Raw genomic sequence first — 15646 nt, forward strand, 5'->3', positions numbered from 1 at the left:
ACTGATCCAACTAAAAAGGCCCTACCGATGGCAGAGCCTTTTTATCATACTGGCTTGCGCCCTGCTTTGAATTACTTCAGAGCATTACGCTGCTGTATCTGCAACAACAATTGCGAACTGGTGACGTGCTGCACCTTTAGTTGCGAATTGTACTTTGCCGTTAACCAGAGCGAACAAAGTGTGATCTTTGCCCATACCTACGTTTTCACCAGCGTGTACGCGTGTGCCGCGTTGACGAATGATGATGCCGCCAGCATTGATAGTTTGGCCGCCGTAAACTTTAACGCCAAGGCGTTTTGATTCTGAGTCACGACCGTTGCGCGTGGTGCCGCCGCCTTTTTTGTGTGCCATTTTTAATTAGCTCCTTAAATACAGGTAGATTGATTGCTGATCTACAGATTAGCCGTTGATAGAAACGATTTGCAGTTCAGTGTAGTTTTGGCGATGGCCTTGACGTTTCTGATAGTGCTTACGACGACGCATTTTGAAAATGCGCACTTTGTCGTGACGACCGTGATCTATAACCTTAGCCAGCACCGTAGCACCTGCGACCAATGGAGCACCAAACTTAATGGTCTCACCAGCGCCCAAAGCGAGCACTTGATCAATGGTGATTTCGGAGCCAATGTCTGCAGGTATCTGTTCTACTTTAAGTTTTTCACCAGCGACAACTTTATATTGTTTGCCACCGGTTTTTATGACCGCGTACATGTGAAACCTCATCAAATAAAAATTAGGGATTTTCTCCCCGCCAGACAAAAATACACCTGGGAAGTCGGGAAAACCCCAAATTGTACATAATCCTGCCTGACGCGTCAAAGACTATTTGCATATTTTTTCAGCAAAGCCATGGTAAACGGGCAATTTGCCAGCAGGAAATAGATGAGGCGCAAGAGAACCGGTGCAATTCAAGCAAATACCAGCACTGCATCGTATAATCGCGGTCATCCCGGATTTTTAAGCAGGTTCCCCCTTGTCTGCCACAAACAACCAAAACCCCATCACAGAACTGATTTCCTCCGACATGAACGAGGTAAATCAAGTCATTCGCAACAAACTGCACTCTGAAGTTGCCCTGGTCAACCAGATAGCCGAATACATTATCAACGCCGGTGGCAAGCGTATACGCCCGGTACTGGTCTTGCTGGTGGCAAATGCCTTTCAATATCAAGGCAAACACCATCATGAACTGGCCGCCATCGTTGAATTCATCCATACCGCCACGTTGCTACATGACGATGTAGTAGATGAATCATCCATGCGCCGTGGTCGCAAGACCGCCAATGCCCTGTTTGGTAATGCTGCCTCAGTCCTGGTGGGCGACTTTTTGTATTCGCGCGCTTTTCAGATGATGGTGTCCATCAATAGCATGCAAATCATGCAAATCCTGGCGGATGCTACAAATGTGATAGCAGAAGGCGAAGTCTTGCAGTTACTCAATATGCATGACCCTGATGTCACTGAAGAACGTTATCTCCAGGTAATACGTTCAAAAACTGCCAAGCTGTTTGAGGCTGCCGCCGAAATTGGTGCCCTCATAGCTGGCGCTGACCAGGCAGAGATTGAAGCAGCTGGAGAATATGGCCGCTCGCTCGGCACGGCATTCCAATTGATAGATGATGTACTCGATTACTCTGGCAATGCCGATGACATAGGCAAGAATGTAGGCGACGACTTGCGCGAGGGCAAACCTACGCTGCCACTGATCTATTTAATGAAAAACGGAACTGCCGAAGAAAGAGAACTGGTACGCGCCTGCATAGAAAATGGTGATGAATCCAAGTTCGATGCCATACTGGCTGCGATTACACAATCTGGAGCTCTGGCCTATACTCAAAATGAGGCTGTCAAAGCAGCGGACCGGGCAGCAACTGCCATCTCAGGCTGGCAGGATAATCAGTATAAACAGGCAATGGTCAAGCTGTGTGCCTTTGCCGTTGGCAGAAATCACTAAGACTTGGATTTCTCCTGGATTTTCGCTGATCTAACAGATTGTTACAAAATCGGGCAGTCTGATATTGCTGCCCAAAATCTGTACTAACAGACGCAAAAAAAACCTGAAAAATTTGGCATGGCTATTTAGTTGAAAACAATCTATACAGAGTAAAGAAGTAATGAATCAGAGCCGAAAATGGCGAAAATGATTCATTGCCTGATGGCGTTGTAGCCACAATGCAATTTTTGTCTGATCCAGTGTGGCTGCACTATGGAACGACTTTACAAATAACAGGCTTGGTTGCATTATCATAAGGCAACTGAATGTATTGGCAAATTTACTCAAAAGATCCTATGTCCGCAGTCCTACCAAATTCAGCGCCCCAAATGGCAACGCCAGGCTTGGCAAGAGCCTTGATGCAGGCTAATTTATTGACGCAGGCTCAAGTTGAAACCGTCAGTAAAAAAGCACAAGCAGAAAAAATAGGCTTTATTGATGCCCTGACACAAAGTGGCACAGTCAGTGCACGTGATCTGGCAACATTTTGCTCTGATGCATTTGGCTACCCTCTACTGGATTTATCTGTCATCAATGAGTCCCTGATCCCGGATAAGCTGGTGGATCAAAAACTCATGCAGGCACAACGACTGCTTGCGGTGGCAAAAAAAGGCAATAAGGTTTCCCTGGCGATTTCTGATCCGACCAATAATTCTGCACTGGACCAAGTCAAATTTCAAACTGGCCTGGGGATAGACATTATCGTCGTACAACACGATGCTCTGGTTAAATTGCTGGATAAACTGGGCAAGTCCTCGGAACAAAGCCTCAATGAAATTGGCGGCGATGAGTTTGATCTGGAATTCAAGGAAGATGACCTGGGTGCTGGCGCTGCTGCCGAAGCACAGGCAACCGAGATTGATGATGCTCCGGTTGTCAAGTTCCTGCAAAAGATGCTGGTTGATGCCATCAATATGGGGGCTTCAGATTTGCATTTTGAACCCTTTGAAAAGTTCTACCGGATACGTTTCCGGGTTGACGGCGAACTCAGGGAAATAGCGCAGCCACCACTGGCGATCAAAGATAAACTGTCTTCACGTATCAAGGTTATCTCCAAACTTGATATCTCGGAAAAACGTATTCCGCAAGATGGCCGCATGAAATTGCAACTGTCGGCCAGCAAATCCATCGACTTTCGTGTGAGCACTTTGCCCACTCTGTTTGGCGAAAAGATCGTTATGCGTATTCTGGATGGCTCCCAGGCGCAAATGGGTATTGATGCCCTGGGCTATGACCCTGATCATAAGGCAATTTTGCTTGACGCCATCCAGCGTCCTTATGGCATGGTTCTGGTTACCGGGCCTACGGGTTCAGGTAAAACGGTTTCCCTGTACACCTGCCTTAATGTCATTAACAAGCCAGGTATCAATATCTCCACCGCTGAAGATCCGGCTGAGATCAACTTACCTGGTGTGAACCAGGTCAACGTCAACGATAAAGCTGGCCTGACCTTTGCTGCCGCGCTGAAATCTTTCTTGCGTCAAGATCCTGATGTAATCATGGTCGGTGAGATTCGCGACCTAGAAACTGCCGACATCGCCATCAAGGCTGCGCAAACTGGTCACATGGTGTTCTCGACCCTGCATACAAATGATGCGCCAGCTACCCTGACTCGTCTGATGAACATGGGTGTGGCACCTTTCAATATTGCCTCATCCGTTATTTTGATCACGGCACAAAGGCTGACGCGTCGCCTGTGTACCTGCAAAAAACCGGTGGAAATTCTCGATGAAGTATTGCTGGCAGCCGGCTTCAAGGATGAAGACCTGGATGGTACCTGGAAACCTTATGGTCCAGTAGGCTGTGATCGTTGCAACGGTGGCGGCTATAAGGGCCGGGTAGGTATCTACCAATTGATGCCTATATCTGAAGCTCTGGAACGCCTGATTTTGGCAAGTGCCAGTGCTCTGGACCTGGAAGAGCAGGCACAAAGAGAAGGTATCAGAAATTTACGGCAATCCGGATTACTAAAAGTCAAACAGGGGCTGACCAGCCTCGAGGAAGTCCTCGGATGTACCAACGAATAATAAGAGAATAATGATATGGCAACTAATCTGGCGAAATCCGCAAAATCCGCAAAATCAGGACAAATCAAAGAGCATCTGTATGCCTGGGAAGGCAAAGACAAATATGGCAAGGTAGTCAGGGGGGAAACACGCGCTGGGGGCGAAGCTATCGTCAATGCCACATTGCGCAGACAAGGTATTCTGGTTACTAAGTTAAAGAAGAAAAGCTATACTTCTGGCCAAAAAATTACGGACAAGGATATCACCTTGTTTACCCGTCAATTGGCAACAATGATGAAGGCTGGCGTGCCTTTGTTGCAGTCCTTTGATATTGTGTCCAAAGGCCATAGCAATCCATCTGTCTCCAAATTATTGCAGGATATTCGTGGTGACGTGGAAACCGGCACCAGCCTGAACGCTGCTTTCCGTAAGTTTCCACTATATTTCGACCCGTTATTTTGCAACTTGGTGGGCGCTGGTGAGCAAGCAGGTATTTTGGAAGACTTGCTGACTCGACTTGCCATTTACAAGGAAAAAACGCTGGCGATCAAGGCCAAGATCAAGTCGGCATTGACTTATCCTATTGCCATTTTGTCCATCGCTTTTCTTGTTACCGCAGTTATCATGATTTGGGTGGTTCCTGCTTTTAAACAGGCTTTCAGCAGTTTCGGTGCAGAATTGCCAGCACCTACCCTTTTTGTCATGTCTATATCAGACTTTTTTGTCCAGTATTGGTATCTGATTTTTGGTATCACGTTTGGCAGTATATATTTCTTCTTCCAGACATGGAGACGCTCTTTACAGATGCAGCGAACCATGGACAGACTGTTGCTGCAGGCGCCAATTTTTGGAGCAGTAATCAGAAAGGCAACGATTGCCCGCTGGACACGCACACTGGCCACCATGTTTTCAGCGGGTGTGCCACTGGTCGAGTCCCTGGATTCTGTGGGCGGCGCATCAGGCAATGCGGTCTACCTGGATGCCACGATCAAGATACAAACTGAAGTCAGCACAGGTACCAGCCTGACCGTTGCCATGCAAAACTCGAATGTATTTCCATCCATGGTTACGCAAATGGTGGCGATTGGTGAGGAATCTGGTGCGCTGGACTCCATGTTGGGTAAGGTGGCCGACTTTTATGAAGAAGAGGTCGATGAAGCCGTGGCTGCCATGTCCAGCCTGATGGAACCTATCATTATGGTGATTCTGGGTGTGGTCATTGGTGGCCTGGTGGTTGCCATGTACTTGCCTATCTTCAAAATGGGTTCGGTTGCGGGATAATGGAAGTACTACTATTTGCAACACCGCATGATTATTTGTCCACAATAGCCTTCGGGCTATTGGGATTGCTCATAGGTAGTTTTTTGAATGTAGTGATTTATCGTTTACCCAAAATCTATTTGCGTGAGGTGGATAATTTTGTCGCTGAGCAACGCAAAGAAGCATTGCCGCATCAGGATAAATTCAACCTCATGCTACCCAGATCTGCTTGTCCGCATTGCGGCCATCAGATTACAGCCATGGAAAATATACCCGTCATCAGTTACCTGGTGATTGGTGGCAAGTGCACGGGCTGCAAGGCAAAAATATCCATACGCTATCCCCTTATCGAGGCATTGACCGCCCTGCTTTCTGCGGCCATGATCTGGCATTTTGGCAGTGGTGTGGCAGGCGTGGGGGCAGTCGTGTTTGTATGGTTCCTGATCGCCATGACTTTTATAGATATTGACCATAAGTTATTGCTTGATGACCTGACCCTGAGTTTGATGTGGATAGGTTTGCTGGTGAACTTCAATGGCAATTTTGTCCCTCTCAAGGATGCAGTTTTAGGCGCTTGCGCTGGCTACCTGTCGCTATGGTCGGTTTATTGGGCTTATAAACTGTTGACAGGTAAAGAAGGCTTTGGCTACGGTGATTTCAAATTACTCGCAGCCTTAGGGGCATGGATGGGCTGGACAGTGTTACCTGTCATCATTTTGCTGTCTTGCTGTGTTGGTGCCGCAATAGGCATTACACAAATCTTGATTTCCAGAATGGGCTGGGGCAAAGAGACCGGCTGGAGCACAGAAATGTCTTTTGGCCCTTATTTGACAGGTGCCGGCTTGATTGCACTGATTTGGGGCAAGGACATCGTGAATATCTATTTAAGCAGCAATCAATGGCTGGCAATTTCTCACTAGGCCTGACAGGCGGCATAGGCAGTGGAAAAACCACTATTGCCAATATGTTCGCTGAACTGGGTGCGGCACTCATTGATACTGATCTGATTGCCCATGAGTTGACCATGCCAGGTGGACTGGCTATTCCCGCTATACGTGAGCAATTTGGTAGTGAATTTATCGCGGCAGATGGTGCCATGGACAGGGCTGCCATACGCCAGCTGGTGTTTGGCAGTCTGGAACAAAAACATAAGCTGGAAGCCATACTCCATCCTTTGATCCGTTCAGAAACCGAACGCCTGGCAGCAGAAGCCAGGGGGGACTACCGTATTTTCGTGGTCCCGCTGCTGGTCGAATCTGGCAACTGGAAACAGCGCGTGGATCGTATTCTGGTGGTTGATTGTAATGAAGAGACGCAGATCAGGCGCGTCATGTCGCGTAATCAGTTAAGCAGGGCACAGGTAGAAGCCATCATGCGCAATCAGGCCCGGCGACAGGACAGATTGAATGCGGCAGACGATGTCATCGTCAATGATGGTGATCTGAAAAATATACGCGAAGAAGTTTTACGTCTGCATCAACAGTATCTGCAGCTTGCAGATATCAGCAAGTAAGTATTTGCGTGCCAAAAGCAACAATATCCTACAAAAAAAATAATAGAAATCTGCACGCGGTGTTTGTAATTTCACACAGTATGGTTCAGAATCATGTGCAGCTTTGATTGGCACCAAATTTTGACAGGGAAACTATTTTGATTGTTTACGAATACCCTTTTAACGAGCGTATTCGCACGTTATTGCGGCTGGAAGACTTATACGAAAAATTCACGTTTTTCCTGCATCAGTCTGACCCCATGCAGCATCACGTTGCCCTTGCCACCATTTTTGAAATGTTGGAAGTCGCTGGTCGCGCCGACCTCAAATCCGATCTCTTGCAAGAACTCGAAAGACAAAGACACACACTCATCAGTTTCAAATCCAATCCCAATGTACAGGCAGAAATGCTGGATAAAGTGTTGGACGATGTTGACCGCGCCAGCAGTGCCCTGGTTGCCAGCACAGGCAAGACCGGCCAGAACGTGCGTGACAATGAATGGTTGATGAGCATACGTGGCCGCACCATCATCCCCGGCGGCGCCTGTGAATTTGACTTGCCCAGCTACCATGCCTGGCAAAAAAATTCGGCTGAAAAACGCTTTGCCGATATCAGCGCCTGGTTTGCCCCTATCGCCCCGCTGTTTGATGCCATCAATGTAGTCTTGCGCCTGCTGCGCGAATCTGGCTCGACTTCCAAAGTCATCGCCCAGGCTGGCAGTTACCAGCAGATGCTGCAAGGCAAGGTTTATCAGTTATTGCGCGTCAATGTCCTGCAGGAACTGGGGGCCATACCTGAAATCTCTGCGAATAAATATATGTTGTGGATACGTTTTATGTCACAGGATGGCGACATGAAGCCCAAAGCCTACGAAAACGATATCCCGTTTGACCTGACTCTCTGTAATTTCTGAACATGGCTACTTTTGTTGATTGTCCCACCTGCAAAACCAGGGTGGAGTGGAAAGAAGAAAACCGCTGGCGTCCTTTTTGCTCTGAACGCTGCAAACAAATCGACTTGGGTGCCTGGGCAGAAGAGAAATACACGATACCTGCAGTCAATTTACCTGAAGACCCGGAGGAACTGGCTGAATAAACTGCTTATTGAGCTGCATATTCAGCCGCTAATTAAGCCACTCATTAAGCCACTCATGCAAAAAGCCTAACGTTTTTGCGGGATACCGTATTTACGCAGCTTGGTGGCAATCATGGAATGCGAAGTTGCCAGACGTGTCGCCAGCTTGCGGCTGGACGGATATTGTGGATACAGGTTTTCCAGCAAACTGCGCTCAAAGGCATTCACCGATAATTCCCAGCTTTCAGTAGTATCGCTCTTCACCACTTCTGCCGTGATACTGCCTTCGGCCCAATCAAGGTCGGCCGCTTCCAGCACGCGCTGATCTGACATGGTAATCGCACGAAACACCACATTCTGCAATTGCCTGACATTACCTGGCCAATGATTGGATACCAGGGCTGCACAGGCCGATGAATTCAAACGGCACACCGGTTTTTGCGCCTGGGTGCAGGCGCGCTCTATGAAATGCCTGGCCAGTGGCAGGATATCGTCAGGTCGTTCACGCAGGGCTGGCATTTCCAGATGCAATACATTCAGGCGGTAAAACAGGTCTTCACGGAAACTGCCTTCCTGCACCATCTTGCGCAAGTTCCTGTGGGTGGCGCTGATGATGCGCACATTCACCTTGACCTCTTTATCGCTGCCTATGCGGCGGAACTTGCCGTCATTCAGGAAGCGCAGGAGCTTGGCTTGCAGGTATAGCGACATCTCGCCTATCTCATCGAGAAAGACCGTGCCGCCATCTGCCATTTCAAACAGGCCAGGCTTGCCGCCGCGCTGGGCACCGGTGAAAGCGCCGGACATATAGCCAAATAATTCGCTCTCGGCCAGGCTTTCTGGCAAGGCTGCGCAATTCAGTTCCAGGAAAGCCGCATTGCTGCGGCCACTGACACCGTGGCAAGCCTGGGCCAGCAATTCCTTGCCGGTACCGGTCTCGCCTGTGATCAGCAAAGGCGCATCAACCACGGCCACGCGCGCGGCCTTGGTTTTCAGGCTACGTATCTGTTCTGATTCACCGATGATGAAATGAAAGCCGCTGCCTTCTGAGTGCTGCAGGGCATGCAGGCGGCCACCTATGCGGGTGGGTGCGTGAAAGGTCAACACGGCACCTACCGAGCGGCCATGGGTAATATCGACGCCCTGGGGCTCTGATACTGGCGTCACGTCCATGAAATAAGGTTCGCCATTGAGGCTGACTTCACGGCTGGGCAGGCGGAAACCGCAATTGACCAGCTCTTCCTGTATGCCAGCATCGTCAAGCACCTGGTTCAGGCTGCGCTGGCACAGGCTGGACTCGCTCATGCGGGTTGCCGTGGCTGCAGCGACATTGGCAATCACAATATGGCCGCTGGCATCTATCGCCAAGACCGGGTCCTCCATGACGGCCATCATGGTGTCGAGATTGAGACGGCGACGTATGCCGGGCAAAACATCCAGCACCTTGATTTCACCTACCCCGCGTACAGACTGGCAGTCAGCCTGCAATGAGGGGAGCATGAATTCCAGCAGTTCAGGGCTGTCGATATAGATATTGGGTGGATCAACTTCAACCGCCACCACATTGAGCCCACGACGCGCCAATACCGCCAGTATTTCGTGGGCAATACCTACTCTGTCCTTGAACTGGATATTGATGCGCATGCGTTGCTTTGTAATGAAACGATGAAAGTCTGATCAAGTATGATTAATGTACGGATTAATACGGTTCCGGGATATAACCACGTGGGCGGGCATGCTGGCGGCGGAAGGAGCTATTCGATGCCAGGCCACGCAAGCGCCCCAGGTCAAATTGTTCCAGTTGCTGCAAGACTGCGCGATTGAGCGTCATTTTAACTTGCATCATCAACAAGTCTACACTTTGCTGGCTGGAAGTACGGGTATTGCGTCTTTCCTGAGGCACTTCCGCCTCTTCGTCTTGCGCAGCTTTTTCAATTGCCTTGGCAGCGGCACGCTCTTCGGCATTGACGAAGCTGCGATACACATCAGCCAGGGTGATGATGCCGTTGCAATCACGACAGTGCCAGGCATCTTTCTCCTTACTGTCGCGGCTGACCAGGGCATCCTTGCTCAACACTGCCAGTATAGAGCGTATCAGGCGCGGGGTCTTGCCTGTTGCCTGTGCCAGCGCGGTGATATTCGCAGTACGCGGCATTACCATCATGATTTGTGCCAGTAACTCGATGGCGGTAAAAAACCGCGCATTCAGGTTGGCATCAGAAAAGACCTGGGTTGATGACAGTAATTCTTCAATTGCATTCATGCCAACTCCTTGTGTATAAAAATTGGACTGTTGACGCTGCCGTAACGGTCCATGAATAAACCTTCAGTAGAAATAGCCGGGCGCTTGCCAGAAACCACATCAGCAATGAACTGGCCAGAACCGCAAGCCATGGTCCAACCCAGCGTGCCATGACCGGTGTTCAGGTACAGATTGCGATAAGGCGTAGGGCCAATGACAGGGGTACCATCCGGCGTCATTGGACGCAGGCCAGTCCAGAATTCGGCTTTGCTGACGTCGCCACCACCAGGGAACAAATCAGTCACTGAATGCTCCAGGGTGGCACGGCGGTCTGCACGCAGGTCGAGGTTATAGCCAGTGATTTCGGCAGTACCACCGACACGTATGCGGTCGCCCAGGCGGGTAATTGCGACTTTATAGGTCTCATCCATGACCGTCGACTCCGGCGCTTTTTGTGCGTCGGTAATAGGGACGGTAATTGAATAGCCCTTGATAGGGTAAACAGGAATCTTGATGCCCAATTCTTTCAAGAGAATCGGGGAGTAACTGCCAAGTGCCAATACGAAACAGTCTGCCTTGATCTCACCTTCCGAGGTGATGACAGAAGTGATGGTATCGCCGCTCTTGACCAGTCTTTGTATGGTGACGCCGTACTTGAACTGGGCACCCAGTTCTTGCGCGAATGTGGACAGGCTCTGGGTGAACTTGAAGCAGTCGCCGGTTTCATCGCCCGGCAAACGCAGGGCACCGACAAATTTATCCTGCACATTGACCAGTGCGGGTTCCACTTTCAGGCAACCGGCCTTGTCCAGTTTTTCATAGGGCACATCGTAACGTTTGAGGATGGCGATATCGGCCTCTGCACCATCCAGTTGTTGCTGGTTGCGGAACAGTTGCAGCGTACCCTGGGTACGTTCGTCATAGCTAATGCCGGTATCGCTGCGCAGTTGTTGCAAAACATCGCGGCTGTATTCAGCCATGCGCAACATGCGGCCTTTATTGATTTCATAGCGTTTGCTGGTGCAGTTCATCAGCATTTGCGTGACCCAGCGCCACATGGTCGGGTCAAAGCTCGGACGTATTGCCAGTGGACTATGCTGCATCATCAGCCATTTGATGGCTTTCAGGGGCACGCCAGGGCCCGCCCATGGCGCTGAATAACCTGGAGAGACTTCGCCTGCATTGGCATAACTGGTTTCCAGGCCTGCGGCTGGCTGACGTTCGATAACGGTGACTTCATGGCCTGCCTTGGCAAGGTAATACGCTGACGCTGTACCGATAACACCTGCACCCAATATAACTATTTTCATTTTATTTCTCCCGGCTCACTGCTGGATTAATTTACTTGTCTGTTGTGTTCTTTGTTTGTTCTGGCTGCTTGCTCAGGCAAGCGGCCAGACATATGAAGGCTTAATTGCTATAAGTACGCTCATAGCGGCCTCCCAGACTGGTCAGGATTTCATAGCCTATGGTGTTGGCACGTGCTGCTACCTGATCTACCGTGTTGTCTGCAGAAATCAGTTCTACCAGTGCGCCGGGTTGCAGATGTTCTGCAGCGACTGCAGTCACATCCAGAGTGATGGTGTCCATCGATACATTGCCGACCATGGGTACTGCCTGGCCAGCAATATGGGCAATGCCACGATTGCTGAGGCTGCGCATCCAGCCATCTGCATAACCTACACCAACGGTGGCTATGCGGGTGGTCTGGCTGCTGCGCCAGGTCGAGCCATAACCGACACCGGTGTCAGCCGGAATTTCACGGGTTTGTATGATGCGGCCTTGCAGGTGGGCAACGGCACGCAGGGGATTAGCCTGGCCAGCGACAGGGGCAACCCCATACAAGGCAGCGCCAGGACGGGCCATGTCGAAATGAAAGTCTTTACCCAGGAAGATGCCGGAAGAATTGGCCAGACTGGCTGGCAAGCCCTGGCAAGCCGGGATTTGTGTGCGCAAGGTATTAAAGGCTTGTAACTGCCGCTGATTGACCGGGTTAGCCTGGTCTTCTGCACTGACCAGATGGCTCATGATGTACTGCAGGTCTATGCCCTCGCTGAGGCTGGCATCAGCCTGCCATTGCTGTACCTCGACGGCAGACAAACCCATTCTGGCCATGCCGGTATCAACTTGCACAATGGCTGGCAAGCGGCGCTGTTCCTTTTGCGCCAATGCACGCCAGGCCAGCATTTGTGGCAGGCTATTCAATACCGGTGTGCAGCTATGTTCCAATAGTTCCGCCTCATGCCCAACAGGTGAGCCATGCATGACATAGATGGCAGCATCTGCAGGCAAATGCTCACGAATAATGATCGCCTCTTGCAAATGCGCGACAAAAAAATCGCGGCAATCTTCTGCATACAAGGCTTGCACTACCGGTACAGCGCCGAGGCCATAGGCATCTGCCTTTACTGCAGCACCACATTTCGCAGCACCCAGTAAGCCGCGCAGCAGACGATAGTTATAACGTATTGCCTGTAAGTCAATACGAAGTACTGCACCTGCCATTCCAGCAACTTGCTTCATATCTCACCACTCCATCGCATCAAAGAAATGCGATTAGTTATGCAATCGTCGTGCCACAAAATTTTATTGAAGAAATTCAATGACTTATAGAATTTATGTCGGAAGCCATTAAATTTCCGTATCGAATTCAATACAGTCTTTGATTTTCTGCGACATTTCAAACTAGAGTCAGCTCTCTACTGCGTACTAAAAACAGCACAGCGTATTCATTTTAATACAGTGTATTGTTTTAAATACACACGCATAATAAAATAAAGCACAGATAATCTCAGCCTGAATAGCTGCCGACAATAAGTGATACTACGGATTGTTTGTCATAAAAAGACAGTTTGATGACAGCACTCAGGAGTCGCATGACATGAAGTATAGACGTGGGGAAATAAAGTGAAAGTCAAAAAGGGTCAGAGCCGACAAGACATATCAGCTCTGACAGTCATTGACCATCATTGATCATGATGAAAGAAGGTGGGGACTAATAGCCAGAAAACTGGCAGGTAAAACTAAGCTGCTGAGCTGACCTCATCCTCGCGCAGCAAATCCAGCCATTCCAGCAGGGGTATGGTGGCTGGCAATAAAGGTGTGAGACCTACACTGCCCTGCCAGGCAAAAGCTTGCCCTTCCAGGCTTTGCGGCTCGCCCTGCCATTCACGGCTGATATAGAAATGCAGCCTGACATGAGCATGTGGATAGATGTGCTCCACGCCGCACCAGGGTTCAGCAGTTAACACCTGTATGCCCAGCTCTTCGACAAATTCGCGCTTGAGGGCGTCGAGTATGGATTCATCCGGCTCAACCTTACCACCCGGGAATTCCCAATAACCCTCATACGGCTTGCCTGCAGGGCGCTGCCCCAGCAAGACATCGCCATTGGCTTTCATCAGGATGCCAACGGCGACATCCACAGGTTTTGCGCTCATCTCAAGACTCCGCCAGCTTGCCAGCATAGTCGCGGGCAAATTGCCAGGCCACGCGGCCAGAACGCGAACCGCGTTGCAAAGCCCAGCGCAGGGCATCACCACGTGCTTCTTCTACCTGCGCAGCAGTACAACCCATGCTGCCCAGCCAGTAGGCGACGATATCGAGGTAATCATCCTGTTTGAAAGGATAGAAAGAAACCCAGAGGCCAAAGCGTTCAGACAAGGAGATTTTTTCCTCTACCGTTTCACCCGGATGCAGGTCACCATCATCGCTATATTTATAGCTGGCATTGTCTGACATTTTCTCAGGCAAGAGATGGCGACGGTTTGAAGTGGCATAGATCAGTACATTATCGGACTGGGCAGAAATACTGCCATCCAGCGCCACTTTCAAGGCCTTGTAACCCGCCTCACCTTCTTCAAAGGACAGGTCATCACAAAAGACGATGAAACGTTCAGGGCGCTCGGCGATCAGATCAACGATGTCCGGCAAGTCAGCCAGATCGGCCTTATCAACTTCGATCAGGCGCAAACCCTGGTCAGAAAACTGGTTCAGGCAAGCCTTGATCAGCGATGATTTGCCTGTGCCACGTGCACCGGTCAGCAAGACATTATTGGCTGGTTTGCCGTGGACGAATTGCCTGGTGTTTTGTTCTATCTGGGCTTTTTGAGCAGCAACATTGCGCAAGTCATCCAGCGCTATGGTCGAGGCATGACGCACGACTTGCAAATAGCCCTGGCCACCACGTTTGCGCCAACGATAGGCAAAGCCCAGGTTCCAGTCGGGTGCTGGTGTACTGGCAGGCAATATGTTTTCCAGCCTGCTCAGCAAATGCTCGGCACGCAAGAGAAATTGATCAAGCTGCGTCATTGTCTGTCCAGATCAGGAACGGTAGTCGGCATTGATGGAGACATAGTCATGCGACAAATCGCAAGTCCAGACTGTCGCTGCCGCATCACCACGTGCCAGTTTGACGCGTATGGTGATTTCGCTCTGCTTCATGATGCGCTGGCCATCTTCTTCACGGTACTCAGGATTACGACCACCATTCTTGGCGACCCAGACATCATCCAGGTAGAGGTTCAGTTTGCCTACATCCAGGTCATTCACACCAGCGTAGCCTATGGCAGCCAGGATACGGCCCAGGTTAGGATCGGAAGCAAAGAAAGCGGTTTTCACCAGAGGGGAATGGGCGATCGAGTAGGCGATCTTGCGACATTCTTCTACATCACGGCCTTCTTCCACAGCAATCGTCATGAACTTGGTCGCACCTTCGCCATCACGGATAATCATGTGGGCGAGTTTTTGCGACAGCGCAGTCACGGCTTCTGCCAGTGCTACATATTCTGGTGTCTCGACATCATTGACTTCAACTTCACCTGCGCCAGTGGCGATAAGCATGAAGGAATCATTGGTGGAAGTGTCGCCATCAATGGTGATGCAATTGAAAGACTTGTCGGCCGCCTGCTTGACCATGTGGTCCAGCACGTTTTGCGCAACCTTGGCATCTATCGCCAGGTAACCCAGCATGGTCGCCATATTTGGCTTGATCATGCCCGCACCTTTGCTGATGCCTGTCATGGTCACGGTTTTGCCGTTGATTTCCACCGTTGCCGACGCCGCCTTGGGCTGGGTATCGGTAGTCATGATGGCGGTCGCGGCATTGAACCAGTTGTCGGCTGTCAGGTTGGCTATGGCTGCTGGCAAACCGGCGACCAGCCTGTCGACTGGCAATTGTTCGAGGATCACGCCAGTAGAAAATGGCAGGATTTGCGAAGCTTCACAACCCAGCAATTCTGCCAGTGCAGCGCAAGTTGCATTTGCAGCCGCCAGGCCAGCATCACCGGTGCCAGCATTGGCATTGCCAGTATTCACCACCAGCGCGCGGATAGGGCTAGATGCCATGTGCAGGCCTTCCAGGTGGGCCTTACAGACTTGCACGGGGGCTGCGCAAAAGCGATTGGTCGTAAATACCCCGGAGACGGTTGCCGTAGGGGCCAGTTCCATGACCAGTACGTCTTTGCGATTGGGCTTGCGTATGCCAGCCTCGGCATAACCGAGGCGTATGCCGGCTACCGGTTTCAAATCTGCAGCCACAGGGATGGGGGAATTAACGGCCATGGTTTTTCCTTGCGTT

General features: G+C 50.4%; 16 protein-coding genes. 7 read left to right on the forward strand and 9 right to left on the reverse strand.

Annotated elements, in window-relative coordinates:
* Positions 1–84: 84 nt before the first annotated feature.
* Both rpmA and rplU read right to left on the reverse strand, forming a co-directional pair.
* Entirely contained in the window at positions 85–351 is a 267-nt protein-coding gene (rpmA, locus tag DFR42_RS12125) for a 50S ribosomal protein L27 (RefSeq protein ID WP_110255242.1), read from the reverse strand.
* A gap of 48 nt (positions 352–399) precedes the next feature.
* Positions 400–711 (reverse strand): 50S ribosomal protein L21, encoded by a 312-nt coding sequence (rplU, locus tag DFR42_RS12130; protein ID WP_110255243.1) that lies wholly within the window; start codon positions 709–711, stop codon positions 400–402.
* A gap of 262 nt (positions 712–973) precedes the next feature.
* Between rplU and ispB the strand changes: the two genes are divergently transcribed.
* From ispB to DFR42_RS12165, 7 genes are all read left to right on the forward strand, one after another.
* A complete protein-coding gene (gene ispB, locus DFR42_RS12135; RefSeq protein ID WP_342766843.1) occupies positions 974–1954 on the forward strand; it encodes an octaprenyl diphosphate synthase in 981 nt (326 codons plus the stop codon).
* A gap of 335 nt (positions 1955–2289) precedes the next feature.
* The gene (pilB, locus tag DFR42_RS12140) at positions 2290–4020 is read left to right on the forward strand and encodes a type IV-A pilus assembly ATPase PilB (RefSeq protein ID WP_110255539.1); all 1731 of its coding nucleotides are present in this window, start codon (positions 2290–2292) and stop codon (positions 4018–4020) included.
* Positions 4021–4035: 15 nt separating this feature from the next.
* The gene (locus DFR42_RS12145; RefSeq protein ID WP_110255244.1) at positions 4036–5280 is read left to right on the forward strand and encodes a type II secretion system F family protein; all 1245 of its coding nucleotides are present in this window, start codon (positions 4036–4038) and stop codon (positions 5278–5280) included.
* Entirely contained in the window at positions 5280–6179 is a 900-nt protein-coding gene (locus DFR42_RS12150) for a prepilin peptidase (protein WP_110255245.1), read from the forward strand. Before DFR42_RS12145 ends, DFR42_RS12150 begins: the two co-directional genes overlap by 1 nt.
* Positions 6158–6772: a dephospho-CoA kinase gene (gene coaE, locus DFR42_RS12155; protein WP_110255246.1), complete on the forward strand. Its 615-nt coding sequence runs from the start codon at positions 6158–6160 to the stop codon at positions 6770–6772. Before DFR42_RS12150 ends, coaE begins: the two co-directional genes overlap by 22 nt.
* 137 nt (positions 6773–6909) lie before the next feature.
* A complete protein-coding gene (zapD, locus tag DFR42_RS12160) occupies positions 6910–7665 on the forward strand; it encodes a cell division protein ZapD (RefSeq protein WP_110255540.1) in 756 nt (251 codons plus the stop codon).
* A 2-nt stretch (positions 7666–7667) separates the two neighbouring features.
* On the forward strand, positions 7668–7847 hold the full coding sequence (locus DFR42_RS12165) for a DNA gyrase inhibitor YacG (protein WP_110255247.1): 180 nt from the start codon (positions 7668–7670) through the stop codon (positions 7845–7847).
* Between the two features lie 66 nt (positions 7848–7913).
* On the opposite strand, the gene DFR42_RS12170 is transcribed toward DFR42_RS12165, so the two are convergent.
* The 7 genes from DFR42_RS12170 to argJ form a co-directional block, all read right to left on the reverse strand.
* The gene (locus DFR42_RS12170; protein ID WP_110255248.1) at positions 7914–9470 is read right to left on the reverse strand and encodes a sigma-54-dependent transcriptional regulator; all 1557 of its coding nucleotides are present in this window, start codon (positions 9468–9470) and stop codon (positions 7914–7916) included.
* Between the two features lie 55 nt (positions 9471–9525).
* The gene (locus DFR42_RS12175; RefSeq protein WP_110255249.1) at positions 9526–10089 is read right to left on the reverse strand and encodes a hypothetical protein; all 564 of its coding nucleotides are present in this window, start codon (positions 10087–10089) and stop codon (positions 9526–9528) included.
* On the reverse strand, positions 10086–11378 hold the full coding sequence (locus tag DFR42_RS12180; RefSeq protein ID WP_110255250.1) for a D-amino acid dehydrogenase: 1293 nt from the start codon (positions 11376–11378) through the stop codon (positions 10086–10088). Before DFR42_RS12180 ends, DFR42_RS12175 begins: the two co-directional genes overlap by 4 nt.
* A 100-nt stretch (positions 11379–11478) precedes the next feature.
* On the reverse strand, positions 11479–12591 hold the full coding sequence (alr, locus tag DFR42_RS12185) for an alanine racemase (protein WP_110255251.1): 1113 nt from the start codon (positions 12589–12591) through the stop codon (positions 11479–11481).
* A gap of 500 nt (positions 12592–13091) precedes the next feature.
* Entirely contained in the window at positions 13092–13508 is a 417-nt protein-coding gene (locus tag DFR42_RS12190; protein WP_110255252.1) for an NUDIX domain-containing protein, read from the reverse strand.
* A 1-nt stretch (position 13509) separates the two neighbouring features.
* Positions 13510–14379, reverse strand: a complete 870-nt coding sequence (locus tag DFR42_RS12195; RefSeq protein ID WP_110255253.1) for an ATP-binding protein — start codon at positions 14377–14379, stop codon at positions 13510–13512.
* 12 nt (positions 14380–14391) lie between these two features.
* Complete coding sequence (gene argJ, locus DFR42_RS12200; RefSeq protein WP_110255541.1) at positions 14392–15630, reverse strand: bifunctional glutamate N-acetyltransferase/amino-acid acetyltransferase ArgJ; 1239 nt, start codon at positions 15628–15630, stop codon at positions 14392–14394.
* Positions 15631–15646: the final 16 nt, after the last annotated feature.

Origin of the sequence: Undibacterium pigrum, assembly GCF_003201815.1 — a bacterium.
Classification (GTDB): Bacteria; Pseudomonadota; Gammaproteobacteria; order Burkholderiales; family Burkholderiaceae_D; genus Undibacterium; species Undibacterium pigrum.